At 72.1% G+C, this 23,780-nt stretch carries 20 protein-coding genes; 4 read left to right on the top strand and 16 right to left on the bottom strand.

Going from position 1 to position 23,780, the window contains the following annotated elements:
- Positions 1-6: 6 nt before the first annotated feature.
- Positions 7-822, bottom strand: a complete 816-nt coding sequence (locus tag ABZ809_RS08375; RefSeq protein ID WP_357561784.1) for an SDR family NAD(P)-dependent oxidoreductase — start codon at positions 820-822, stop codon at positions 7-9.
- Complete coding sequence (locus ABZ809_RS08370; RefSeq protein WP_357561783.1) at positions 819-1,619, bottom strand: hypothetical protein; 801 nt, start codon at positions 1,617-1,619, stop codon at positions 819-821. The genes ABZ809_RS08375 and ABZ809_RS08370 overlap by 4 nt, the downstream gene beginning before the upstream one ends.
- Positions 1,620-1,725: 106 nt before the next feature.
- Here ABZ809_RS08370 and ABZ809_RS08365 point away from each other — a divergent pair, with 106 nt between their 5' ends.
- Together ABZ809_RS08365 and ABZ809_RS08360 are read left to right on the top strand one after the other, a co-directional pair.
- Positions 1,726-2,991, top strand: coding sequence for a MaoC family dehydratase N-terminal domain-containing protein (locus ABZ809_RS08365; RefSeq protein WP_357561782.1), 1,266 nt, complete (start codon positions 1,726-1,728; stop codon positions 2,989-2,991).
- Positions 2,992-3,001: 10 nt separating this feature from the next.
- Entirely contained in the window at positions 3,002-3,955 is a 954-nt protein-coding gene (locus ABZ809_RS08360; RefSeq protein WP_357561781.1) for a zinc-binding dehydrogenase, read from the top strand.
- A 133-nt stretch (positions 3,956-4,088) separates the two neighbouring features.
- On the opposite strand, the gene ABZ809_RS08355 is transcribed toward ABZ809_RS08360, so the two are convergent.
- A complete protein-coding gene (locus ABZ809_RS08355; protein WP_357561780.1) occupies positions 4,089-7,259 on the bottom strand; it encodes an efflux RND transporter permease subunit in 3,171 nt (1,056 codons plus the stop codon).
- A 185-nt stretch (positions 7,260-7,444) separates the two neighbouring features.
- Here ABZ809_RS08355 and ABZ809_RS08350 point away from each other — a divergent pair, with 185 nt between their 5' ends.
- Together ABZ809_RS08350 and ABZ809_RS08345 are read left to right on the top strand one after the other, a co-directional pair.
- Positions 7,445-8,641 (top strand): histidine kinase, encoded by a 1,197-nt coding sequence (locus ABZ809_RS08350; protein WP_357561779.1) that lies wholly within the window; start codon positions 7,445-7,447, stop codon positions 8,639-8,641.
- Positions 8,638-9,318, top strand: coding sequence for a response regulator transcription factor (locus ABZ809_RS08345; protein WP_357561778.1), 681 nt, complete (start codon positions 8,638-8,640; stop codon positions 9,316-9,318). Before ABZ809_RS08350 ends, ABZ809_RS08345 begins: the two co-directional genes overlap by 4 nt.
- Here ABZ809_RS08345 and ABZ809_RS08340 read toward each other — a convergent pair whose 3' ends face one another.
- The 13 genes from ABZ809_RS08340 to ABZ809_RS08280 all read right to left on the bottom strand — a co-directional run bounded on the left by ABZ809_RS08340 (position 9,319) and on the right by ABZ809_RS08280 (position 23,727).
- On the bottom strand, positions 9,319-9,849 hold the full coding sequence (locus ABZ809_RS08340) for a nitroreductase/quinone reductase family protein (protein WP_357561777.1): 531 nt from the start codon (positions 9,847-9,849) through the stop codon (positions 9,319-9,321).
- The gene (locus tag ABZ809_RS08335) at positions 9,846-11,315 is read right to left on the bottom strand and encodes an MmgE/PrpD family protein (RefSeq protein ID WP_357561776.1); all 1,470 of its coding nucleotides are present in this window, start codon (positions 11,313-11,315) and stop codon (positions 9,846-9,848) included. Before ABZ809_RS08335 ends, ABZ809_RS08340 begins: the two co-directional genes overlap by 4 nt.
- Before the next feature lie 3 nt (positions 11,316-11,318).
- Positions 11,319-12,152 carry an ATP-binding cassette domain-containing protein gene (locus ABZ809_RS08330; RefSeq protein WP_357561775.1) on the bottom strand — a complete coding sequence of 278 codons (834 nt, stop codon included), beginning with the start codon at positions 12,150-12,152 and terminating at the stop codon, positions 11,319-11,321.
- On the bottom strand, positions 12,152-13,219 hold the full coding sequence (locus ABZ809_RS08325) for an ABC transporter ATP-binding protein (RefSeq protein WP_357561774.1): 1,068 nt from the start codon (positions 13,217-13,219) through the stop codon (positions 12,152-12,154). Before ABZ809_RS08325 ends, ABZ809_RS08330 begins: the two co-directional genes overlap by 1 nt.
- Positions 13,220-13,246: 27 nt before the next feature.
- On the bottom strand, positions 13,247-14,224 hold the full coding sequence (locus tag ABZ809_RS08320) for an ABC transporter permease (protein WP_357561773.1): 978 nt from the start codon (positions 14,222-14,224) through the stop codon (positions 13,247-13,249).
- A complete protein-coding gene (locus ABZ809_RS08315) occupies positions 14,221-15,162 on the bottom strand; it encodes an ABC transporter permease (protein ID WP_357561772.1) in 942 nt (313 codons plus the stop codon). Before ABZ809_RS08315 ends, ABZ809_RS08320 begins: the two co-directional genes overlap by 4 nt.
- A 144-nt stretch (positions 15,163-15,306) precedes the next feature.
- The gene (locus ABZ809_RS08310) at positions 15,307-16,881 is read right to left on the bottom strand and encodes an ABC transporter substrate-binding protein (RefSeq protein WP_357561771.1); all 1,575 of its coding nucleotides are present in this window, start codon (positions 16,879-16,881) and stop codon (positions 15,307-15,309) included.
- Positions 16,882-17,033: 152 nt separating this feature from the next.
- The gene (locus ABZ809_RS08305; RefSeq protein WP_357561770.1) at positions 17,034-18,215 is read right to left on the bottom strand and encodes a lipid-transfer protein; all 1,182 of its coding nucleotides are present in this window, start codon (positions 18,213-18,215) and stop codon (positions 17,034-17,036) included.
- 1 nt (position 18,216) lies between these two features.
- Positions 18,217-18,642: an acyl dehydratase gene (locus ABZ809_RS08300; RefSeq protein ID WP_357561769.1), complete on the bottom strand. Its 426-nt coding sequence runs from the start codon at positions 18,640-18,642 to the stop codon at positions 18,217-18,219.
- On the bottom strand, positions 18,639-19,766 hold the full coding sequence (locus ABZ809_RS08295; RefSeq protein ID WP_357561768.1) for an acyl-CoA dehydrogenase family protein: 1,128 nt from the start codon (positions 19,764-19,766) through the stop codon (positions 18,639-18,641). Before ABZ809_RS08295 ends, ABZ809_RS08300 begins: the two co-directional genes overlap by 4 nt.
- The gene (locus ABZ809_RS08290) at positions 19,766-20,791 is read right to left on the bottom strand and encodes a MaoC family dehydratase N-terminal domain-containing protein (RefSeq protein ID WP_357561767.1); all 1,026 of its coding nucleotides are present in this window, start codon (positions 20,789-20,791) and stop codon (positions 19,766-19,768) included. The genes ABZ809_RS08295 and ABZ809_RS08290 overlap by 1 nt, the downstream gene beginning before the upstream one ends.
- Positions 20,788-21,972 (bottom strand): acyl-CoA dehydrogenase family protein, encoded by a 1,185-nt coding sequence (locus tag ABZ809_RS08285; protein ID WP_357561766.1) that lies wholly within the window; start codon positions 21,970-21,972, stop codon positions 20,788-20,790. Before ABZ809_RS08285 ends, ABZ809_RS08290 begins: the two co-directional genes overlap by 4 nt.
- A gap of 57 nt (positions 21,973-22,029) precedes the next feature.
- On the bottom strand, positions 22,030-23,727 hold the full coding sequence (locus tag ABZ809_RS08280; RefSeq protein WP_357561765.1) for an AMP-binding protein: 1,698 nt from the start codon (positions 23,725-23,727) through the stop codon (positions 22,030-22,032).
- Positions 23,728-23,780 lie beyond the last annotated feature (53 nt).

Here is a 23,780-nt window from a genome sequence, read left to right as displayed (position 1 = left end):
GGGCCGTCAGCCCGGGTCGGGGCTCGACTCGCCGAGCATCGCGCGCATCCCGCCGTAGTTGCCCGCGACAAGGGCGGCCCGGTCCGGGCCGGAGCGCCGCGCGGCAACCTCGGCCTGCTGGCGCACGACGTGTACCGGGCCGGCGCCCAGGGCTGCCAGCCCCTGGGCGGCGACGTCGGCCGGGTCGGCCGCTCCGGTCAAATCGAGGCCGGCCCGCTCCATGGCGGGGGTGGCCGTCAGTCCGAGTACGAGGTGCAGCACGTCGACGCCGACCTGCCCGAGTTCGAGCCACAGGCCCTCGGTGAAGATCCGGGCGAAGGCCTTGGCCGCGGCGTAGACGCCGATGTCGGCGTGGCCGAGGTAGCCGGCCGAGGAGCCGACGACGAGGATGCCACCACGGCCGCGTGCGGCGAGCCGGGCACCGAGTTGACGGCAGAGTTCGAGCGGGCGGGTGACGTTGAGATCGATGACGGCCTGGACCCGGGCGAGGTCCGCCTCGACGAAGCGGCTGCGGTACGTGTTCGCGCCGGCGTTGAGGACGAGCAGGCCGAGGTCGAGGTCGGCGACGGCCTCGACGATCCGGGCGGTCGCGTCCGCGTCGAGCAGGTCCAGTGCGAGCACTCGGCACGGGGCTCCGTGGGCCCGGACCCGGTTGGCGGCCGCCTCCAGGGCCTCGGGCCTGCGGGCGACGAGCACGATGCCGAGGCCGGCCCGGGCCAGCTGCTCGGCGAACGCGGCGCCGACCCCCTCGGAACCGCCGACGACCAGGGCCCAGGGCCCGTAGCGCTCGCGCAGGCCGGTCACGCCGGTGGCCTCGCTCATGCCCTTGCCACGCTGTCCGCGCCGGCGGCCGGCTCGTCGAACCAGCCCCACTCCCAGGGAGTGATGGTGGCCAGGGGCCCGGTGAGCAGCGGGGTGGCCGCGCTGGCGAGCGCCGCGGGCGGGGCGGGCAGCGGGTCCGCGGCCAGGGCCCGGGTGAACTCGACCGGGTCGGCCTCGAGGTAGGTGAGACGGATCCGCGTGACCGGTCCGTCGGTGTCACCGCGGCTCGGGGCGCTGCGGAAGGTCCACACGCCCGCGACGCCGTCACGCGCGAGCAGGTCGGGCACCTGGTTCTCGTGCTCGAACCGGGACAGGTCGGCCACCTCGGGATGCTGGGCGGCCTCGATCCGGCTGACCTCGACGTGCACCCCGCGGTGCGGCCGGAACGGCAGCGCGGCTTGGGTCACGAGGGCCCGGGGGGCCACGTAGCCCCGGACGGGGCGGAACATCCGGGTCATCGGCCGTTCGGTCCAGGCCAGCTCCGGACGCCGGCCCTGGTGGATCGCCCGGTCGCCGAGGTCCTTCCACTCGGCGATCGAGTCCGCGGCCGGCTCGGCGAACCAGTACATCGCCATGTACTGGCTGCCGGCGAGGGCGAGGTCGGGGTAGCTGCCGAGCCGCTCGCACGCGGGGGTACGCACCCAGCGGTCGCCGTGGACGACGCCGGGCAGGGCGAGGTTCTCGGGGCGGTGGTCGAGCTGGTGCCACGCGTTGTAGTCGCGATGGCGGGCGGGGTCGGTCACCTGCGGGAAGGAGAAGAAGGCGCGGGTGGCGGTCTCGGGGGTGCTCGGGATCATCTCGGCCCTCTCCACGGGGTGGGGCGCTGACCCTTGACCCTAGGGCCGCACCAGCACTAGCGTCAAGCAAGCGCTTGGTTGACATACGTGTCCGCAAAGGAGTCCCATGACCGCCAGCGACGCGGACTTCCGCGCCCGACTCGACGCCCTGATCGGCCTCATCGACCCGCCGCGCCGGGCCAAGGACGCGATCACCGAGGCGGCCATCCGCATCTGGTGCGACGCCGTCGGCGACGAGAACCCCGCCTACCAGGACCCGCGGTGGGCCGCCCGCTCCGCGTGGGGCGGCATCGTGGCCCCGGCGACCTCGCTGAACATGTGGACCCTGCCGGGCAACCGGCGCAGCCACCGCCACGCCGAGAGCCTCGACCGGGTCAACGAGGTCCTCGCCGAGCGCGGCTTCACCTCGGTGGCCGCCGTGCAGACGGAGCACACCTACGTACGCCCGCTGCGCCCCGGCGACCACCTCGAGCAGTTCCCCTCCATCGGTGCGGTCTCCCCGGAGAAGTCCACCCGCCTCGGCCGGGGCCACTTCGTCGACCTCGTCAGCGACTACCGCACCCTCGACGGCGAGCCGGTCGGCCGCGTCGTCCTGCGGATGCTCCGCTGGAACCCGGCGACCCGGGCCGAGGTCCCGGCGACGCCCGGGGACCGCCTCGCCCGGCCGGTGCGCCCGGTCGGTGCCGCCCCGACCGACCTGCCGCCCGCCGGCAGCACCGGCACCCTGACCGCGCACCTGCAACCCGGCTACGCCGCCGCCCCCCTCGACGAGCGCCCCTACCTCGTCGGCACCGCCGAACTCGCCGACGGGACCCGGCTCAGTGCGGACGTCGTTGACCTGCGCCCCGACCTCGTGCACGACGGCATGCCGGTCGTCGTGGCCCACCGGCGCACCCGCGACGGCCAGGTCCTGCCCGTACTCACCGCCCCGCGGCCCGAACGCCGCACCAGCACCCGCACCGGGGCCGAGGTGAGCACGGGGCAACGCCTCGCCCCCTGGCCGGTCCCCGTCACCCAGCTGTCCATCGCGGCGCTGGCGACCGCGACCTTCGACTTCAACGACGTGCACCTCGACCGCGACGCGGCCCTCGAGCGGGGCGCCCGCGACGTCTACATGAACATCCTCGGCTCAAGCGCGCTGGTCAACTGCTACCTCACCGACTGGGCCGGGCCGGAGGCCCGCGTCGTCGACTTCCGCACCCGCCTCGCCGCGCAGAACCACCCCGGCGACACCTGCACCCTCGACGGTGTCGTCACCGGCCTGGAGCCGGCGCCCGGGGCCACCGGGGGAACGCACGTCACCGTCGACGTCCGCGGCACCAACAGCCTCGGCGACCACGTCATCGCCTCCGCCACCCTCGCCCTGCCCTGAGAGGAACCCCGTGCTCGCCAGCTACGTCGTCGACTCCGGCTCCCCCGACAGCCTGCGTCTCGGTCAGCTCGACGCCCCGACGCCCGGCGCCCGTCAGGTGCTCGTGCGGGTCCAGGCGGCGAGCCTGGACCGGGTCGACACGTACATCCGGCGCGGCACCCACGGGATGGCGGTCACCGGGCCGGCGATCCTCGGCCGGGACGTCGCCGGCACCGTCGTGCGGACCGGTCCCGGCGTCACCGGTTTCACTCCCGGCGACGCGGTCGTCGGGCTGACCACCGGCACCCACGCCGAGTTCGCCGTCGTCCCGGCCACGCACTGTTTCCCGCGGCCGGCCGCGCTCGACGCCGTCCGGGCCGCGGCGGTACCCACCGCCGGACGCACCGCCTACGACGCGGTCGTCAACCTCGCCGGCGTACGCCCCGGCGACCGGGTCCTCGTCGTCGCCGCCGCGGGCGCGGTCGGCACCTTCGCCGTCCAGTACGCCCACCACCTGGGCGCCCGCGTCGTCGGCACCAGCGCCCCAGCGAAGGCTGACGCCGTACGCGCCCTCGGCGCCCTCGACGTCGTCGACCACTACCGCCCCGACGTCGTCGAGTCCCTGCGTGCCGCCCTGCCCGGCGGCGAGGCCGACGTCGTCGTCGAGTCGGTCGGCGGCACCCTGTGGTCCGACGTGCTCAAGGTCCTCGCCCCCGGCGGGCGGCTGGTCACCTGCGGCGTCACCGCCGACAGCCACGCCCACCTGCACCTGGGTCGACTCATGGTCAAGGGCTGGACGCTGCGCGGCATCGGCCGGCCCGGACCCGAGGCGGTGGCCCGCCAGCTACGCGAGGCCCTCACCCTCTCGGCCGTCGCCGCCGCCCCCGCGGTCGCCGCCATATACCCGCTCGAACAGGCCGCGGCCGCGCACGACCGGCTGGAGGCCTCCGACTTCGTCGGGCGGATCGTCCTCACGACCGGCTGAGCGGGGCCGAGGTGGGGCGGTGGTGGCCGCCGAGCCGGTCTGCGGGCGGAGAGGGGTCGTCGCAGCGACGCGGGACGACAGCGGGGCCCCTGCTCCGCCACTTTCGGAGAACAGGGGCCCCACCGTCAGCGGGTCACTGGGTACCGGCGACCTGGGGGTCGTCGACGTGCTGCCCGACCAGGGCCGGCTCGGGGCTGGCGTGCCGGCCCTCCCGCTTGAGCTTCCTCCGCTCCTTGCGGCCCTCGACCATCGTGTACAGCGCCGGCACGAGGACCAGGGTCAGCAGCGTCGAGCTGATCAGACCGCCGATCACCACGACCGCGAGCGGTTGCGAGATGAATCCGCCCTCGCCGGTGACTCCGAGCGCCATCGGCAGCAGCGCGCAGATCGTCGCGACGGCGGTCATCAGGATGGGGCGCAGCCGTCGCCGGCCACCCTCGATCACCGCGTCCCGCACGCTCATGCCCTGCTCGCGGTACTGGTTGATCAGGTCCATGAGCACGATGGCGTTGGTGACCACGATGCCGATCAGCATGAGTACACCGATCATCGCCGGTACGCCCAGCGGCGTATCGGTGGCCAGCAGCAGCCCGATCGCGCCGGTCGCCGCGAACGGGATCGACACCAGCAGGATCAGTGGCTGGGCCAGGCTACGGAACGTCGCGACCATGATGAGGAAGACGATCGCGATCGCGGCGAGCATGGCCAGACCCAGCTGACCGAACGCCTCCGTCTGCTCGGCGGTGACGCCGCCGAGGGTGAAGGTGGCACCGGCGGGCAGGGTGAGTGTGTCCAGCCGCTTCTGCAAGTCGGCGGAGGCGGCGCCGACGTCCGAGCCGGTGGCCCGGCCGGTGACCGACGCGCTGCGCTCGCCGTCGATCCGGGTGATCTGCAGCGGTCCGGTGCTCCTGGTCACCTCGGCGACCTGGTCGAGCCGGACGAACGTCGGCGCGGCGGCGCCGGTGCCCGTGCCGCCCGGCGGCGACGCGGCCTGCACCGGAATGAGCAGCCCCCGGAGCTCGGCGATGTTCTTCGGTGCCGCGCCGGAGCGCAGTACGACGTCCCGCTGCTGACCGTCGACGGTGAGCTGGCTGAGCGTCTGTCCCCGCTCGGCGGCGGCGACGATCTGACCAACGGCGGCGTCGGTCAACCCGTACCGACCGGCGACGTCACGCTTGACCTTGACGTCGACCCGGGGCGCGCTCGCGGCGAGGTTGCTCTCCACGTCGGCGATGCCGGCGGTGCCCTTCATCGCGTCCTCGACCAGCTTGGTCGCGGCGGCGAGGTCCTCGGGCTGGTTGGCCTGGACGACGACCTCCAGCTGGTCGGTCGAGCCACCCGGGCCGGCGCTGGAGCCGACCTTGATCGTGCCCGCGTCGGCCAGTGCGGCGGTCTCCTCGCGCAGGTCCTCCATGAGCTGCTCGACGTCGGCGTCGTCGGTGGCGGTGACGTCGAAGGCGGCGGTGTTGGTCGACTGGGCGCTGCCGAAGCCCATGCCGCCCGACGAACCGATCGTCATCTGGTACGCCTTGACGGTGTCGTGCCGGTCGAGGATGGCCTCGACCTGCTTTGCCGCCGCGTCGGTGGTGGCGAGGTTGGTCGCGACCGGCAGCTCCTGCGTGATCCGGAACGCCGTCTGGCCCTCCTGGTCGAGGAAGTTGGTCTTCAGGAAGCTACCGGCGAACATGGTCAGCCCGAGAATGACCACGCTGGCGAGCACGGTCGCCCACCACCGCCGGGTGGCGAAGCGGATCACCGGCAGGTACCCCCGCTGCAGTGGGTTGCGCTTCTCCTTCTCCAACGCCTCGGCCTCGACCTGCGCCTGGGTCTTCACGCCGTGCCTGGGCGGGCGCAGGAACCAGTAGCACAGGACCGGGATGATCGTCAGTGAGACCACCAGGGACGCGAGGAGCGCCACGGTGATCGTGATCGCGAACGGCCGGAACAGCTGCCCGACGAAGCCGCTGACCAGGGCGATCGGCAGGAACACCGCGACCGTCGTGAGGGTCGACGCGACGACCGCGCCGGTCACCTCCTTCACGCCGGTGAGGATGGCGGTGCGCTTCTCCTCGCCGTACTCGAGGTGGCGTTTGATGTTCTCCAGCACGACGATGGAGTCGTCGACCACGCGTCCGACCGCGATGGTGAGCGCGCCGAGGGTGAGCAGGTTGAGCGAGTAGTCGCCGATCCACAGGGCGATGAGCGCGACGACGACGGAGAGCGGGATGGACACCGCGGTCACCACCGTCGAGCGGACCGACAGCAGGAACACCAGGATCACGATCACGGCGAACAGCAGACCGAGCGCGCCCTCGGTGGTCAGGCTCTTGATCGACTTCTCGACGGACGGCGCCTGGTCGAAGATCGTCACCAGTGCCGCGTCGCCGCCGAGCTGCTGCTGGAGACCGGCGAGCTTTTTACTGATCTCGTTGCTGATCTGCACCGCGTTGCCGTCCGGCGAGGCGGTCACCTGGATGCCCAGGCTGGGCTTGCCGTCGGTCCTCGTGATCGAGGTGGCCTCGACCGTGGTGAGGGCGACCGTGGCCACGTCACCGAGCCTGGTGGCGGGCGTGACGTTCAGCTTCCTCAGGTCGTCGAGCCCGGTGAGCGTCCCGCCGACCTGCACCGACAGCGCCTCGTCGTTCTCGTCGACCGTACCGGCCGGGATCGACACGCCGTTGGCCTTGAGCGCCGCCGTCACGGTCTGGGCGTTGACCCCGGCCGGACCGGCCTCGCGCGGGTTCAGGGTGATGGTGACGTTCTTGTCCTGGACGCCGGTGACGTCCACGGAGCGGACACCCTCGACGCCCTGAAGCGCGGGCACGACGATGGTGTCGAGCTGCGCGGCGAGGGCGTCCTGGTCGCCCGACTTCGTCGCGGCGAGGACGATGGCCGGCAGGTCGTCGGTCGAGCCCGCGACCACCTGCGGGTCGACCCCTTCGGGCAGCTGGGCGTCGATCCGGTTGACCGCGGTCTGGATCTTGTTGGTGATCTCGTCGATCGGGGTGCCGAACTCGAAGGACACCGTGACCGTCGCCGCGCCCTCGCCGGAGGTCGAGGTGATGGACTCCAGCCCGGGCACACCCTGAAGGGCGCCCTCGATCGGCTTGGTCACCTGCTCTTCGACGATGTCCGGCGCGGCACCCGGAAAGGGTGCGACCACGAACGCGGCCGGGAACGACAGCGACGGCAGCAGTTGCTGCTTCAACGAGGGGATCGCGATCGCGCCGAAGCCCAGGGTGATGATCGCGATGAGCGCGACCAGCCCCCGGTTCTTCAAGCTCAGCCGGGCGAGGAACGACATGTCAGGTTCTCCTCCAACGGGGCGCTTCGACGGTTCGCGTGCCCCGACCTTTTGTCCCAAGGTTCGCAAGCCGGCCGGTCGCTGACATCGGCCAACCGCGGTCACTCCGCTACCACGACCGCGGTAGGCACACATACCGCTGGAGGCCGACGCCGGGGCGGCCCGGCTCAGGTAGCGTGATCTTCGTGGACGAACCGGACAGCGCCCGGCCGTCGACCGCAGGCGCGTCGACGTTCCCGAACCTGTTCGACGTGCTCTTCGCGTCCGCGCTCGCGATCGTGACGCTGATCGCGGTGGTCGTCGGCGACCCGGACACCACCGGCCGGGCGCTGACCTGGCGCGACGCCCTCGTCGCCGCCGCCATCTTCGGGCTGGTCCTGCTGCGTCGGCGCTGGCCGCCCGCCGTCCTCGCCCTCTCGACCGTCCTCGCGGTCGGCCACACCGCCTGGACCGGAAGCCTGGGAGCGGCCATCCTGGCGACCACCGTCGCCGCCTACACCGTGGCGACCCGGACCAGCCGGGCGACCGCGTGGCTGGCCAGTGCCGGTGTCGTCGTCGCGGTGTACGCGGCGATCATCATCTGGTCCGGAGAGGGCTTGCTCGGCCCCTCCGTCGGCGTGGTGGCCTGGATCGGGATGGCCGCCGCCGTCGGCGACGCCACCCGCAGCCGCCGCGCGTACATCGCCGCCGTCGAGGAACGCGCCCGCCGAGCCGAACAGACCCGGGAGGACGAGGCCCGCCGCCGGGTCGTCGAGGAACGAATCCGCATCGCCCGCGACCTGCACGACGTCGTCGCCCACCACATCGCCGTCATCAACGTGCACGCCGGCCTGGCCGGTCACACCATCCGCACCCGGCCGGACCAGGCCGAAACCTCGGTACGCCACGTACGCCAGGCGGCCCAGACCGTGCTCGACGAACTGGCCATGATCCTGTCCATGCTCCGCCAGAGCGGGGAAACCGACGCGCCCACCGACCCGGTGCCGGGGCTGGCCCGGCTGGGTGAGCTGCTGGACTCACTCGCCGCAGCGGGACTGCGCGTGGACCTCCACCAGCTCGGCTCGGCCCGCCCGCTGCCCGAGGCGGTCGACCAGGCGGCGTACCGGATCGTGCAGGAGGCACTGACCAACGCCCACAAGCACGGCACCGGCGGCACCGCCGAGCTGCGCATCGACTACCGACCGGACACGATCGTGCTCGACCTCGGCAACCCGACCAGCGACCTCACGGCACAGCCGGAGAAGATCGGCCACGGGCTGACCGGGATGCGCGAGCGGGCGCTGGCGGTGGGGGGCGCCCTCACCGCCGGAGCGGGCGCCCCCCACCGCTTCCACGTCCGCGCCGTGCTCCCCGCGCCCACCCAGCCCGAAGGCATGTCATGACCATCCGCGTACTCATCGCCGACGACCAGGCCCTCATCCGCACCGGACTGCGCGGCATCATCGAGTCCGCCCCGGACCTCGAGATCGTCGGCGAGGCGGTGACCGGCCGCGAAGCCGTCGAACTCGCCCGCACCGCACGCGTCGACGTCGTACTCATGGACATCCGCATGCCAGACGTCGACGGTCTCCAGGCCACCAGCCTGATCACCTCCGACGACGACCTGGCCGGGGTCCGCGTGCTCATCCTGACCACCTTCGAGCTCGACGAGTACGTGCTGCGCGCGCTGCACGCCGGGGCCAGCGGATTCCTCGGCAAGGGCGCCACCCCCGACGAGTTGCTCGATGGCATCCGCACCGTCGCCAACGGTGACGCCCTGCTCTCACCGAAGGCCACCCAGACGCTGATCGCTCGCTTCCTCACCACCGGCAGACCCGGGCCGCCGCCCGACGCCACCGTGCTCGACGCGCTCACCGACCGCGAACGTGAGGTCGTCGCACTCGTGGCCCTCGGCCTATCCAACGACGACATCGCGGCCCGCCTCCACCTGTCACCGTCGACCGCCAAGACCCACGTCAACCGCGCCATGACCAAGCTCGGTGCCCGCGACCGCGCGCAACTCGTCGTGGTCGCCTACCAGAGCGGGCTGGTCCGGCCCGGCGACGCCGCCTCCGCCTAGCTAGGTGAGCGACTCCCCCGACACGGCGGACAGGACGACGAGCGGGATCTGCCGACCGAAGCCCGCGGCCCGTTCGGCGTACCGCCCCACGTTCGGCTTCTGCGCCACGACGTGCGCGAACAGCTCCGGGTCGCGCTCCCCGTCGGTCACCCGCGCCCGCACCGCGATCGTCCTGCGCCGCAGGACGATCCAGCAGAGTTCGTGGTGACGCGCGTTGACCACCCAGGCCGGGTCCGTGGGGCCGCCCCCCTTGGAGCCGACGACCACCAGGTCCGGCCCGTGCGGCACGTACGGCAACGCCGCGTCGCGCAGCTGCCCGGACCGACGGCCCACCGTCGTCAGCAGCAGCGTGGGGTGGTACGGGAACCGGCCCGCCAGCGCGTACTGCAACGACACGAGCGAGAACCCGGTCCTGCGCACCAGGAACCGGTCGAACGCCATCCCGCGCGGCCCCCGGATCACGATCAGCCACTGCCGGCCGTACGAGGCGAACGACCTCGTCTCCGCACCGATCCTGTCCCGCCGGCTCATCGCGCCCGGGCCAGCAACGGTGACAGCGTCCCGGCGACGTCGGCGACGTCCTCGATGCCCCGGACCACCTCGACGAGCTGCTCCTGCGTGCCCGCGTCGAGGATCCCGTCGCAGAACGTGGCCAGCTTGCCGACCACGAAGTCCCAGTCCGCCCGCGTCGCGGCGTCCCACGGGTCGCCCTGGGCGAAGTCCGACTCGACGACGTACTCCCGGCCGCCGGCCCGGATCGTCAGCGCGCCCCGCGTCCGGCGGATCTGACCTCCCGGGTGCTCCCTGAGGTCGGCCTCCCACTCGGCGTCGAGGACCGGGTCGGGCGCCGTGGTGATCCGGCGCGCCAGGTCCCACACCGCGGGGTCGGCCAGCCGCTGCGGGTCGTACCACTGCGGCCCCGGAGCGTGCCCGAGCAACGCCAGCGCCGCGGCGTACGGCATGTTGAAGGCACCGTCCAGCGGCGCGACGAGCGTGTCCGGGATCTGCGTGGCCGGCTCCCGGAACTGCAACGTCCGGTAGGCCGCCGGGCTCAGCCGGATCTCCATGGACTCGATCTGCGACACCGGCACCCCGTGCGTGTCCGGGAACGCGCGGATCGCGTCGAGCGCGGCGTGGGTGAACCGGCACGTCGGGTACGGCTTGAGCGACGTCTCGCTGATCCACCACGTCGACCCCAGGCCGGCCACCATCTCGTGCCGCTCACCGCCGAGGAAGCCCATCGCCTCGATGAAGCCCGGGGTGCGGTCCAGCACGTCCAGGTCGCCGGTGTAGCCCTCCTCGGCGAGCGCCGCGCCGAGCATCCCGGCGTGCGCGATCGCGCCGTACGGGCCGTACTTGAACGCGTTGAACGAGCGCCGCTCGGCCATGTAGGAGTTCTTGGCCGGCGGGGCCAGCCAGGCGACCAGGCCGAGCGCGTGGGTCAGGCGCTCCGGCTCCCAGCCGCCGACGACGGCGCACGCCGCGGCTGTGCCCATCGAGGCGTACCCGTGCGACGACAGCGGCGACCAGCGGAACTGCCCGTCTTCGAAGGCCATCAGCGAGGTCGACAGGTTCAGCCGCGCGTTGATCTCGAAGGCGATGATGCTCGCGCGCAACAGGCTCGCCCCGTCGGCGTGCAGCCGCTCGGCCTCGGCCAGTCCGGCCGCGACCCCGAACACCGCGAAGTGCGCCGAGTTGAAGAAGGTGTCGTCCGCGTCCAACGCGTTCATCATGTCCGCGTTGGCGTGCGCGGCGTTGATCGCCGCGACCCGCTGCCCCAGCCCGAACACCGTCGCCTCGGCGGGGCCGCCGAACCGGGCGGCGACCCGCTGGACCATGCGGCTGCGCCGCAACCGCACCGCCGCCAGCCCGCAGACGAGCGAGTCGAGAAGGACGAGCTTGCCGTATTCGCGCACCGACTCGGGGATGTCCTCGTCGCGCGTCGTCGCGAACCGCGCGAACAGCTGCGTCCGGGTCGGTCCCGTCGCGCCGGTCACCGCTCAGCCCACCTTTCCCGGCGCGACGAGCCGATTGCCCTGCCTGTCGCGCGGCAGCGGCACGGGGATCGCCGCGAGCAGCTTCTTCGTGTACTCCTGCCGCGGGTTGGCGAAGATCTGCTCCGTCGTGTCCGTCTCCACGATCTCACCGGAGGCCATCACCATGACCCGGTCGGCGATGACCTCGACGAGAGCCAGGTCGTGGCAGACGAACAGGTACGCCAGGCCCAGCTCCTCCTGCAGGTCCCGGAGCAGGTTGAGCACCTGTGCCCGCACCGACACGTCCAGCGCCGCGACCGGCTCGTCGCAGACGATGAGGCTCGGCTTCATCGTCAACGCCCGGGCGATCGCGACCCGCTGCAACTGCCCGCCGGACAGCTCCGCCGGATAGCGCCCCAGGTAACGCGAGCCGATGCCGACCTTGTCGAGCAGCTCGACGGCCTCCCGCTCACGAGTGACCCGGTCCTTGTCGGTGTGCACGAGGAACGGCTCGGCGACCGCGTCCTTGATCGTCATTCGCGGGTCGAGCGAGCTGTACGGGTCCTGGAAGATCATCTGCATCCGTTGGCGCAGCTCGCGCGTCTGCTTCGGCTTCGTGGCCAGCACGTCGATCCCGTCGAAGGTCACCGACCCGGAGTCCGGCTCGATGAGGCGCAGCACCATGCGCCCGACCGTCGACTTGCCTGCGCCGGACTCACCGACGACCGCGAGACACTCACCGCGCTCCAGGGTGAAGCTCACCCCCTTGACCGCGTGCGACCACTTCGTACGCCGGCCGAGCCAGTCCCGGCCGGAGCTGAACGACTTCGTGAGGCCCTCGACCTCGAGCAGGCTCATCAGACCGTCACTCCATCCAGAGAGAGCTCCGCGACGCGCACGCACCGCGCATGGTGCCCGGCGGCGCCGTCGACACGGACCAGGCCCGGGTGGGCCACGTCGCACCGGCCCGGCTGGGCGTACTCGCACCGGCTGCTGAACCGGCACCCGTGCGGCCAGGCGCCCGGGGACGGGATGCCACCGGGGATCGCGCGCAGCCGCCGGTCGGTGCTCAGGCCCGGCTTCGGGATCGACCCGAGCAGGCCGGAGGTGTAGGGGTGCCGCGGGTTGAAGAAGAGCTGCTCCGAGGGCGCGTTCTCGGCCACCTCGCCGGCGTACATGACCACGACCTCCTGGCACAGCTCGGCCACCACCGCGAGGTCGTGGCTGACGAACAGCAGCGCCACACCGGTCTGTTCCTGCAGGTCGCGCAACAGTTCGAGGATCCGCTCCTGCACCGTCACGTCGAGCGCCGTCGTCGGCTCGTCGGCGATGAGCAGGCGCGGGTTGCACGCCATGACCATCGCGATCATGACGCGCTGGCACATGCCGCCGGAGAACGCGTGCGGGTACTCGTCGACCCGCTGCGCCGCCCGCGGGATCTGCACCATCTCGAGCATCTCGACGGCGCGGGCCCGGGCCTGCCTGCGGTTCATGCCCAGGTGCTTGCGCACCGACTCGGCGATCTGGTCCCCGACGGTGTAGGCCGGGTTCAGGCTGCGGATCGGCTGCTGGAAGATCATGCCCATGCCCGGGCCACGCAGGTCCCGCCACTGCTTCTGGGTGCCCGCCGTGAGGTCCACGCCGTCGAAGACGACCCGGCCCGAGGCGATCCGCCCGCCGGTCGCCCCGGTCAGGCCCATCACCGCGATCGAGGTCACCGTCTTGCCCGACCCGGACTCGCCGACGAGAGCCATCGACTCCCCCGGCCTGAGCGAGAACGAGACGTCCTGGACGGTCGTCTGCCACCCGCCCGAGGGAGCGGGGAACTCGACGCTCAGGTTCTCCACGCGCAGCAGGTCCGCCGCCGGTTCGGTGGCGCCGGTCCTGGTGCCGGCGGTCGCGCCGGGTGCCGTTTCACGTGCCATGTCAGCTCCTGGTGGTTGCCGGACCGGTCAATTGCCCGACCGGGTGCGCACGAGGGCGCGACGGACACCGTCACCGACGTAGGTGAAGGCGAGGACGGCGAGGAAGATCATCACGCCGGGCGGCCACACGAGGTACGGCGCGAGGCGCATGTTCGAGGAGGCCGTCGAGAGCATCGAGCCCCAGCTCGCCGCGGGGGCCTGCACGCCCAGCCCGAGGAAGCTGAGGCTCGCCTCGGCCGCGACGGCGGTGCCCAACGACACCGAGATGACGAGGATGATCGGCGGCAGCACGTTGGGCAGCACGTGCCGCACCGTGGTGCGCAGGGTGCTGCAGCCCAGGGCGATCGAGGCTTCGATGTAGGTCTCGTGCCGCACGTCCATCGTGCCGGCGCGGGCCACCCGGAAGAAGCGCGGGGCCATGACCAGGCCGATGGCGAGCATCGCGTTGGTGATGCCGGCGCCGAGGACCGCCACGATGGTGATGGCCAGCACGAGCGACGGGGCGCTCATGAGCGCGTCCATGAGGCGGGTGAGGATCGCGTCGACCCAGCCGCCGCGGTAGCCCGCGATCATGCCGGCGGGCAGGCCGAGCACGAGCGCGACGGCCGCGGCCTGCAACGCCGCCCACAGCGAGACCCGCGCCCCGAAGATGAGCCGGCTGAGCACGTCCCGGCCGTAGTCGTCGGTCCCCAGCCAGTGCTCGGCACTCGGCGGCTTGAGCCGCTGCAGCAGGTCCTGCACGTCGGGGTCGTACGGCGCCAGGGCCGGGGCGAAGATCGCGACGAGGGCCAGCACGAGCAGGAAGACGCCGGCCACGATCGTCGCGGGGCGGCGCACGATGCTCCTGAGGATGCCGGGGGCGGCGACCGGCTCCGGGTCACCCGCGCCGACGGCCGCCGTGGGCACCTCGGCGAGGACGGTCTCGGCGAGGCCGCCCGCGGGCGCGCCGGTGTCGAGCGGGTCGTTCCCCGGCACCGGAGACGTGGGGCTCTGGTTCGCGCTCATGACCGCACCTTCGGGTTGAAGTAGCCGTAGGAGATGTCGACGATGAGGTTGACGAGCACGACGATCGTCGTGCTGAACAGGACGAATCCGAGCAGCACCGGGACGTCGCGCCCCTGCACGGCCTCGACGGCGGTGCGCCCGAGACCCGGCATGTTGTAGATCATCTCGATGGTCACCGACCCGGCGAGGACCTCCGCGACGCGGAAGCCGAGGACGGTGATGACGGGGATGCACGCGTTCTTCAGGGAGTGCTTGAACACGACGCTGGAGCGCGACAACCCCTTGGCCTCGGCGTTGAGGACGTAGTCGGTCTTCATGACCTGCCCGAGCGCCGAGCGCAGCTGCAGGGTCACCTCGGCGGCGGGCAGCAGACCGAGGGCGATGCCCGGCAGGATGAGGTGCGAGAGCCACGGCCAGAAACCGTCGGACAGCGGTTGGTAGCCGAACGCCGGGAACATCTGCAGCCCCACCGCGAAGACCGAGGCGAGCACGAGGCCGAACCAGAAGCCCGGGATGGCGATCGAGATCGAGGCGAACCCGTTGACGATCCGGTCGACGATGCCGCCGGAGCGCAGCGTGGCCACGAGCGCCAGGGTGGCCCCGAGCACGATGGCGAAGATCATCGCGACGAGCACCAGCGACAGCGTCGTGGCCATCCGCCGCGTCAGCAGCTCGGTCACGGTCTGGTCCGAGAGGAAGGACGTGCCGAGGTCACCGCGGACGACGTCGCCGATCCACATCAGGTAGCGCAGGAGGACCGGATCGTTGAGGTTGAGTTCCTCGCGGATCGCCTCGACGCGTTCCGGGGTCGGTTCGTCACCGGCGAGGATGACGGCCGGGTCCCCCGGGGCGAGCTCGATCAGGGCGAAGACGAGCAGCGGGACGACGAACAGCAGGGGTATTGCCGCGAGTAGTCGCCTGCCGGCGTAGCGGAGCATGTCCTACCTCGACTCTGAGCGTGGTGCCTGGGACGGAGGCTCGCCCGGCCTGGTGCCGGCGCGGGCGTTGTCGTGTCGCCGCCGGACCCCGCCACGGCGGGTGGGGTCCGGCGGCGGCACCACCGGGTGGTCAGGAGCGACCGGTCACTTCGTGACGGCGATGTTGCGCAGGTCCCAGATGCCGATGTTCGACATCGGGATGTTGTCGAGGCCGACGACGTTCGCCTTCGCGACGCTCGCGTTGGTCTGGTTGCACAGCGGCACGTACCAGCCCTGCTCGAGCGTCGTCTTCCAGATGTCGTGGTACAGCGGGGCGCGCTTGTCCATCGACAGCGCGGGGTTGGCGGCCTCGGCCGCCTTGGCCGCGACGAGCGAGGGGTCCGCGGCGAGCTTGTAGGTGTTCAGCAGGTAGGTGTTCGCCGTCGCCGCCGGGTCGGCCTTCGGGCTCCAGGACGTGGCGACCATCAGCTCGAAGTCACCGGCGATGAAGCGCGGCTCGTTCTCGGTGTTGGGCACGGGGTTGAGCGACGCGTCGATGCCGACGGCCCGCAGCGACGCCTGCACGACGTTGGCCGGCTGCTCGGCGTTCGTGCCCGCGGCGAAGGTGACGGACACCTTGGCGCCGCCGGCCTGCTGCACCAGGGACTTGGCCTTGTCGACGCTGAACTCGTACGGGTAGGTGTAGTTCGGGATGCGGCTCGGGTCCGTCTCGGGCACGAGCTGGCGCGTCGGCGTGCAGTAGCCGCTGAACAGCGCGCTGATCGCCGCCGGGTCGACCGCGTGGGCGATCGCCTGGCGGACCTCGGGCTTGGCGACGGCGCCCTTGTTGGCGCGCATGTAGATCCCGACGAGATTCTTGAACTTCACCTGGTGCTGCTGCAGGCCGCTGCCCGGGGTGACGATCTTCTCGACCGTGGCGATCTCAGCGGCCGAGCTGAGCGGGGCGAGGTCGACCTGCCCGCTCTGCAGGCCGTTGAGGCGGGCCGCGGCGTCGGGCACGCGCTGCAGCTCGATGCCGCCGAGGCGGCCGACGTTCGGGTCCCAGTAGCTGTCGGCCCGCTTGAGGACGAGCTTCTCCTGGGGTACGAGCTGGGTGGCGACGTACGGGCCGGAGCCGGCGGTGCCGGGGTTGGTCTTGATGTCGACGCCGTCCTTGATGGCCTTCGGGCTGACCATCATGCCGGCCGTGCCGGTGAAGGACGCGGGTAGCTGGACGCCCTTGCCCTTGGCCAGCTTGAGGCGCGCGGTCGTCGCGTCGACGACCTCGACCGACTCGATGTCGGCGAGGTCGCCCTTGAGGGTCGAGCCCGCGAGGGTCTTGCCGCGCTCGATGTTGACCTTGACGGCCTCGGCGTCGAACGGCGTGCCGTCGTGGAACTTCACGTCGTCGCGCAGCTTGAGTTCGAGGACGCTGCCGTTCTCGACGAAGTTCCACTCCTTGGCCAGGCCCGGGACGATCTTGTCGTCCTTGTCGAGCATGGTCAGCCGGTCCCACACGAGGAACAGGTAGCCCCAGGCGCCGTAGCTCGTCTGGAGGGCCGGGTCGAGGTCGCGCAGCGGACCCGCCGACGCGAACTTGAGCACGGCCGAGGTGTCGATCTCGCCCCCGGGAGCGCTCGTGGTGCCGGAGTTGTCCGGTGAGCTGCAGCCGGCCACGGCGAGAGCCCCGATGGCGATCAGCGCGACCAGGCGTCCCCTGGCCTTGTTGTTGACGCCCATTTTCGTCCTTCCAGGAACACGGGCCGATTCGTTCCGGCCGATCGGTGGTGGTGTTGTCCCGCCCGGCGGCTGCGGGCGGGTTCGGTGGGTCGCTGTGACGGCCTTCAGGGTCTGTGGGGTGGTGACCGCCGGGCGCTCGGTCACCCGGCGTCTCAGCCTTCCGCGGAGAGGATCAGTGCACTGGTCGGAACCCCGACGCCCGCCGTCACCAGGACGTTGCGTACGCCGTCGGGCTGGTTGGTCGAGGTCCCCCGGACGAGACGGACGCCCTCCGCGACGCCGTTCGTGCCGTGCAGGTAGGCCTCACCGATCTGGCCACCGTGGGTGTTGGTCGGCAGCGAGCCGGTGACCTCGAGGTTGCCGTCGGCGATGAAGTCCTTGGCCTCGCCGCGACCGCAGAAGCCGTACTCCTCGAGCTGGTTGAGCACGTACGGGGTGAAGTGGTCGTAGAGGATCGCCGCGTCCATGTCGGCGGGTCCGAGGCCCGACTGGGCCCACAGCTGCCGGGCGCAGAGCTCGACCTCGGGGATCCGGGTCAGGTCCTCGCGGTAGTAGCTGACCATCTGGTACTGGTCCGGTCCCAGGCCCTGGGCCGCCCCGACGATGTAGGCCGGGGTGGCGGGCAGGTCCTTGGCGCGCTCGGCGCTGACGACGACCATCGCCTGGCCGCCGTCGGTCTCCTGGCAGCAGTCGAACAGGTGCAGCGGCTCGGCGATCCAGCGGGAGGCCTGGTGCTCCTCGAGGGTGAGCGGCTTGCCGTGGAACCACGCCCTGGGGTTGTTCGCGGCGTGCTTGCGGGCGAGCACGGCGACCCGCCCGTAGTCCTCGCTGGTCGCGCCGTACTCGTGCATGTAGCGACGGGCGAACATCGCGGTGTGCTGGGCCGGGGTGAGCAGGCCGTACGGGTTGACCCAGGAGCGGTACTCGTTGTCCGAGGTGGCCTGGGTCTTCGCCGGAGGCGGTCCCTGCCCGAAGCGGACGCCGGAGCGTTCGTTGAAGGCGCGGTACGCCACGACGACGTCGGCGACGCCGCTCGCGACGGCCATGGCCGCCTGCTGGACGGGGGCACAGGCGCCGCCACCGCCGTAGGGGATCCGGGAGAAGAACCTCAGCTCGGGGATGCCCAGGCTGCGGGCGACCATGTTCTCCGGGTTGGTCTCCATGGTGAAGGTCGTCATGCCGTCGACGTCGGCGGGGCTCAGGCCCGCGTCGGCGAGTGCGGCCGAGACGGCCTCGACGGCCAGTTGCAGCTCGCTGCGGCCGGAGTTCTTGGAGAACTCCGTCGCGCCGATGCCGACGATCGCGGTGCGCCCCGACAGGAAGTTGGACGTCACGTCACTGCTCCGTTCCGCGGGGCAGGCGCACGGTCACCTCGGAGACGGCGTGCGCGCCCCTGCTGTTCATGCCACGTACCGCGACGCGCACGGTGTCCTCCTCCACGCCGACGACCTCGCCGGTCAGCCGCATCGCGTCACCCGGGAAGTTCGGCACCCCGAGGCGGGTGCTCAGGCGCACCATGCGCGCGGCGGGGCCGGCCCAGTCGGTGACGTAGCGGCCGACGAGCCCGTTGGTGTTGTTGATGCTCATGTAGGTGTCGGGGGTGCCGCGCCGCTCGGCCTGGGCCGGGTCGTGGTGCACGTCCTCGTAGTCGCGGGTCGCGAGGGCGCCGGCGACGATGAGGGTCCGGGTCAGCGGGATCTCGAGCTCCGGCAGCGTGTCGCCGACGTTCACCTGCTCGACGGTGATCTGCGTGCCGCTCACAGCTGCTCCCCCGCGTCGACGAGGTCCGCGAGCTGCTGCAGGTGCCAGGCCCCCGAGCCGGCGGTGTTGGCCAGTTGGGTCGTCCAGAGCATGTAGCGGTGGATCGGGTAGGTGACGTCGGCACCGATGCCGCCGTGCACGTGCTGCACGGTGCGCGCGACGCGGTCGCCCGCCTCGGCGGCCCAGTACTTCGCGACGTGCACGGCCGCGCGGGGCGGCCGGTCGGTCGTCTCGCGCCAGAGCGCGTTGAGGTAGGTGACCTCCATCGCCTCGGTGTCGATGTGGCAGTCGGCGATCTGGTGGGCGACGGCCTGGAAGGTCGCGATCGGCACACCGAACTGCTCGCGCCCCGAGGTGTAGTCGGCGGCCTGGCGCACGGCGGCCTGGCTGACGCCGCTCTGCAGGGCGGCCACGGCGATCCAGACCTGGCGCAGCAGCCAGTCGATCCGGTCCTCCCCCGGGCCCTCGGCGAGCAGCTCCGCGGCGGCGCCGTCGAGGTGCACGTCGGAGGCGAGCCCCCGGTCGGTGCGCTCGAAGGTGTCGCGGCGTACCCCCGCGCCGGCGGTCGGCACGAGGTAGAGCCCGACCGTGCCCTCCTCGTCGGTGGCCGGGACGACGATCGCGTCGGCGAGGTGCGCCGAGCGGACGCCGACGGCGGTGCCGCTCAGGGTGACCCCCGCACCGCCGGGCCCGGTGCCGGACCGCGCGCGGACGCGGGCGCCGTACGGCCGGGCGTCGGCCAGGTCGTCGACGGCCACGGTGAGGACCGCGTCCCCGGCGGCGACCCGGGGCAGCCACTCGGCCTGCTGCTTGGCGTCGCCGTAGCGCACCAGCGGCAGAACGCCGCCGGCGAGGGTCTCCCACAGCGGGACGGTGCCCAGCGTGCGGCCCTGCTCGACGAAGACCCCGGCGACCTCCCACAGGCCGAGCCCGGAGCCGCCGTGTTCCTCGGGCACGAGCAGCCCGAGGACGCCGGACTCGGCCAGGTCGCGGTACAGGACGCGGTCGAACCGGTCCTGCCCGGCCTCGACGTCGAAGAGGCGCTGCGGGTCGCCGTTGCGCGAGAAGACGTCGCGCGCCAGGTCGTTGACCGTGACCTGGTCCTCGGCGAGCTGGAAGTCCATCAGTTCTTCTCCTCTCCGGCGGGCTCCGCTGCGGAGGTCGCGGCCCGGAAACGCGGCAGGGTGAGGTCCTCGTCGTAGTCGAGCCAGTCGACCTGCACGGGCATGCCGATCTCGACCTCGTCGGCGGCCCCGACGAAGTCGGCGACCAGGCGGGTGCCCTCCTCGAGGTCGACGAGGACGACCGTGAGCGGGTAGTCGTACCCGGGCGCCTTCGGGTGGTGGCTGACGACGTAGCTGTGCACCGTGCCGCGTCCGCTCGCCTCGACCTCGTGCCAGGCGTACGAGTGGCAGGAGGGGCAGACCGGGCCGGGCGGGTGGCGCAGCGTGCCGCAGTCGGTGCAGGCCTGGATGACGAGGCGACGCTGTGCGGCGGCCTCGAACCAGAAGGCGTTGTCGCGCAGGACAAACGGCTTGTGCCGCAGCGCCGGGTCGGCGGCGGCCGGTGCCGGGGGCCTGGCGCGGGACGGGTCGAAGCGCAGGATGCGGAACCGCTGGCGGGCCACGACCTCGTCGTCCTGGTCGGTGTAGGTGCGCAACGTCGTGATGAAGTGGCCGGTGCCCAGGCCCGTGGTCTTGCGCGGGGAGACGTCCTCGATGACCGTCGTCATCTTGATCTCGTCGCCCAGGCGCAGCTCGCGCACGTACTCGTGCTCGTCGTTGGTCGCGACGACCCCGACGAAGCCGGCCTCGGCGAGGATCGCGAGCAGCCGGGCCATGGGGGTGTCCGCCGTGGCGCCCGCGGCGGCGGCCGCGTGGGCCCGGTAGCCGACCATGAGCCAGGTGGACAGCATCGGCGGCGGGGCGACGACACCCTCACGGCCGGTGTCCCGGGCGGCCTGCTCGTCGACGTAGACGGGGTTCTCGTCGCCCATCGCCTCGACGAAGTGGCGGATCATCGCCTGGTTGACGGCGTCCTGGGCGTAGCGGGTGGGCGTGGCCTCCAGGCCGACGAACTCGCGCAGGCGGGCGAGGAAGGCCTCCTCGTCGGTGACGTCGGTGGCCGGGGTCCGCGTCGTGGTGCTCATGCGGACCGTCCCTTCCTCGGCATGCCGAGGCCGGCGACCGCGATCATGTCGCGCAGCACCTCGTTGGTGCCGCCGCCGAAGGTGTTGATGTAGGAGCCGCGGGTGTAGGCCTCGAGCTGTCCGCCGAGGACGGCGTCCGGGGCGCCGGGTCGCCGGGTCGCGCGGGGTCCGACGACGGAGACCAGATTGCGGCAGACCCGGTCGTGGGTCTCCGTGCCGTACACCTTGGCGACCGACGCGGCGGCGGGGGCCGGGTTCTGGCCCTCCCCGACGACGGCGATCTTCCAGTTCAACAGGCGCATCGCGGTCAGCTCGGCGTAGTCGCGGGCCAGCTCCGTGCGCACCCACGGCTTGTCGAGGACGCGGTTTCCGTCGGCGTCGGGCTCGGCGGCCCACGCGGCGACGTCGGTCCACAGCTGCTCGGTGCGCCCGCCCATGGCGGCCAGGCCCACCCGCTCGTGACCGAGCTGGCCGGTGATGAGGCGCCAGCCGCCGTTGACCTCGCCGACGAGGGCCTCGGGGCCGACGCGCACGTCCTCGTAGTAGGAGGCGTTGGTGTGGGTGATGCCGCTGGTGGCGATCGGCGTGCAGCTGAAGCCCGGGTCCGACGTCGGCAGGATGAGGATGCTGATGCCCTTGTGCTTCGGGGCGTCGGGGTCGGTGCGCACGGCCATCCAGACGAAGTCGGCCTGGCTGACGCCGCTGGTGAAGACCTTCTGACCGTTGACGACCCAGCCCCCCTCGGGCGTGGCCTCGGCCCTGGCCTTCAGCGAGGCGAGGTCGGTGCCGGAGCCCGGCTCGCTGTAGCCGATGGCGAAGATGACGTCCCCGGTGAGCATGCCCGGCAGGTAGGTGCGCTTCTGCTCCTCGGTGCCGTAGCGCATGAGCATCGGGCCGATGTTGTTGATGGTGACGAAGGGGAACGGCGCCTGGGCGCGGTTGATCTCGTCGAAGAGGATGTACTGGTCGAGCGCCGGGCGGCCCTGGCCGCCGTACTCCTTGGGCCAGCCGAGCCCGAGCAGGCCGTCCCTGCCGATCTGACGGATGATCTCGCGGTATGCCGGACGGTCCTCGTTGGTGCCGCCCAGCGCCTCGCGGACCTCGGGCGTGAGCAGGCGCGCGAAGTAGGCGCGCAGCTCCCGGCTCAGCTCTCGATGCTCCGGGGTGTACTCCAGGTACATGGATGTCCTCTTCTCGGGGCGTGGGGCGCCCGTCGGCGGGCCGGGCGGGCCGGCGGGTCAGGTGGCCGGCAGGAGCGCGGTGCGCCCGTTGTCGGCGAACTGCTTCTCGAGGTCCTGGACGTCCGCCGCCGTGAGCGGGCGGTACGCGGTGGACGCGCCGTCGCGGACGTACACGGGATCGGTCGTGACCCAGGCGGCACGGCGCAGGACCTGCTTGGCGACCTTGCTGTTGCCCGTGGTGGGAATCTCGGTGACGATCCGCACGAAGCGGGGCCGCCACTTGGTGCCGAGGTCGGCCTGCGCGTCGAGGAAGGCGGTGAACGCCTCGGGGTCGAAGCTGGCGCCGCCGCGCAGTTGGAGCGCGCACATGACCTGGTCGCCGGTGCGCGGGTCGGGCACGGCGAAGACGGGGGCGACCGCCACCCGGTCCCAGCGCTCGATGATCCGCTCGGCGGGCCCGGCGGCGAAGTTCTCGCTGTCGACGCGGATCCAGTCCGAGGAGCGGCCGGCGAAGTAGAAGTAGCCGTCGGCGTCGCGGTAGGCCAGGTCCCCGGACCAGAAGTCCTCGCCACGGATCCGCTCGGCGGCGGCCTCGGGGTTCTTGTAGTAGCCCTCGAACCGGGCGGCCATGCCGACTCCGACGAGCTGGCCGATGGCCTCCTCGGCGTTGACGAGCCGTCCGGTCCCGTCGAGCCTGGCCGGCGGGCACTCCAGCCCGGTGGTCTCGTTCATGACCTTGATCTCGGCGCCGGCGACGGCCACCCCGAGCGCCTCGTCGGGCGTCCCGGGGGTGCGGTTGATCCGCATGACGCCCTCGCTGGAGCCGTAGCCCTCGGAGATGACGGCGCCGAAGCGCCGGGTGAAGCGGGCGATGTCGGTGGCCGAGGCCTCGGTGCCGACGGCGCGGCGCAGCGTGCTCGTCGCGTCGCGCGGGTCGACCGGCTGGGCCAGGACGTAGGCGAGGGCCCGGCCGACGTAGTTGAAGTAGGTGACGCCGTGCTCGTGCACGTCGCGCACGAAGCCGGACGCGGAGAACCTGCGGACCATGCAGATCGTCGCGCCGCAGACCATGGCGGGCCCGAGGTTGAGCATGACGGCGTTGCCGTGGAACAGCGGCATCGACAGGTAGCTGACCGAGTCGCGGGTCAGCTCGGTGCGGGCCAGCAGCGCCTCGGAGACCGCGGCGAGGCGCCGGTGCGAGCAGATGACCGCCTTGGGTGCCCCGGTCGAGCCCGAGGAGAACATGAGCAGCAGGTTGGCGCCGGGGTCGACCTCGTCGGTGGGCACCGGCGCGCCGGCGTGCCGGGCCAGCCAGGCGGCGTACTCCGGGGAGTCGACGTTGCGCACCTGCTCGGCGGGGATGCCCAGGTCGAGCCCGTCGACGAGGCCGGCGAGGCGGTCCTCGGTGATGAGCAGGTCGCAGTCGGTGTGCCGCACGTCGTGGGCCAGTTCGGCGCCGCGTCGGGTCGGGTTGATCCCGACGACGGTGGCGCCGGACAGCGCCGCCGCGCAGATCCAGTACACGTGGTCGGGGGTGTTCTCCAGGAGCACCCCCAGGTGCAGCGGCCGGCCCTCGGGCCGGGGCACGTCGGCCAGGGCGGCGGCCCGGTCGGCGGCTTCCCGCACGACCTGGCCCCACGAGATGGTGCGGCCCTCGAAGAGGAGGCCCGGGTGGTCGTCACCCGAGCGCCCGCGCACGATGTCGCCGAAGACGGCGGGCCCCGAGGTTCGGGCCACCGAAGTCTGAGTCGTCATTGACGTCGCTCCGTCTCGTTCGTCGTCGAATGCGGATCAGCGGTAACAAGCAA

It is taken from the genome of Micromonospora sp. NPDC047074, assembly GCF_040643815.1.
GTDB lineage: Bacteria > Actinomycetota > Actinomycetes > Mycobacteriales > Micromonosporaceae > Micromonospora.
The sequence above is the reverse complement of the archived record's forward strand: the minus strand, read 5'-3'. Positions and strand labels throughout refer to the sequence as shown.

What these genes read in the sequence shown, in the direction of transcription:
- ABZ809_RS08375 (WP_357561784.1), bottom strand. Translation starts at nt 822, where the DNA reads ATGAGCGAGGCCACCGGCGTGACCGGCCTGCGCGAGCGCTACGGGCCC.
- ABZ809_RS08370 (WP_357561783.1), bottom strand. Translation starts at nt 1,619, where the DNA reads ATGATCCCGAGCACCCCCGAGACCGCCACCCGCGCCTTCTTCTCCTTC.
- ABZ809_RS08365 (WP_357561782.1), top strand. Translation starts at nt 1,726, where the DNA reads ATGACCGCCAGCGACGCGGACTTCCGCGCCCGACTCGACGCCCTGATC.
- ABZ809_RS08355 (WP_357561780.1), bottom strand. Translation starts at nt 7,259, where the DNA reads ATGTCGTTCCTCGCCCGGCTGAGCTTGAAGAACCGGGGGCTGGTCGCG.
- ABZ809_RS08345 (WP_357561778.1), top strand. Translation starts at nt 8,638, where the DNA reads ATGACCATCCGCGTACTCATCGCCGACGACCAGGCCCTCATCCGCACC.
- ABZ809_RS08340 (WP_357561777.1), bottom strand. Translation starts at nt 9,849, where the DNA reads ATGAGCCGGCGGGACAGGATCGGTGCGGAGACGAGGTCGTTCGCCTCG.
- ABZ809_RS08330 (WP_357561775.1), bottom strand. Translation starts at nt 12,152, where the DNA reads ATGAGCCTGCTCGAGGTCGAGGGCCTCACGAAGTCGTTCAGCTCCGGC.
- ABZ809_RS08325 (WP_357561774.1), bottom strand. Translation starts at nt 13,219, where the DNA reads ATGGCACGTGAAACGGCACCCGGCGCGACCGCCGGCACCAGGACCGGC.
- ABZ809_RS08320 (WP_357561773.1), bottom strand. Translation starts at nt 14,224, where the DNA reads ATGAGCGCGAACCAGAGCCCCACGTCTCCGGTGCCGGGGAACGACCCG.
- ABZ809_RS08315 (WP_357561772.1), bottom strand. Translation starts at nt 15,162, where the DNA reads ATGCTCCGCTACGCCGGCAGGCGACTACTCGCGGCAATACCCCTGCTG.
- ABZ809_RS08310 (WP_357561771.1), bottom strand. Translation starts at nt 16,881, where the DNA reads ATGGGCGTCAACAACAAGGCCAGGGGACGCCTGGTCGCGCTGATCGCC.
- ABZ809_RS08295 (WP_357561768.1), bottom strand. Translation starts at nt 19,766, where the DNA reads ATGGACTTCCAGCTCGCCGAGGACCAGGTCACGGTCAACGACCTGGCG.
- ABZ809_RS08290 (WP_357561767.1), bottom strand. Translation starts at nt 20,791, where the DNA reads ATGAGCACCACGACGCGGACCCCGGCCACCGACGTCACCGACGAGGAG.
- ABZ809_RS08285 (WP_357561766.1), bottom strand. Translation starts at nt 21,972, where the DNA reads ATGTACCTGGAGTACACCCCGGAGCATCGAGAGCTGAGCCGGGAGCTG.
- ABZ809_RS08280 (WP_357561765.1), bottom strand. Translation starts at nt 23,727, where the DNA reads ATGACGACTCAGACTTCGGTGGCCCGAACCTCGGGGCCCGCCGTCTTC.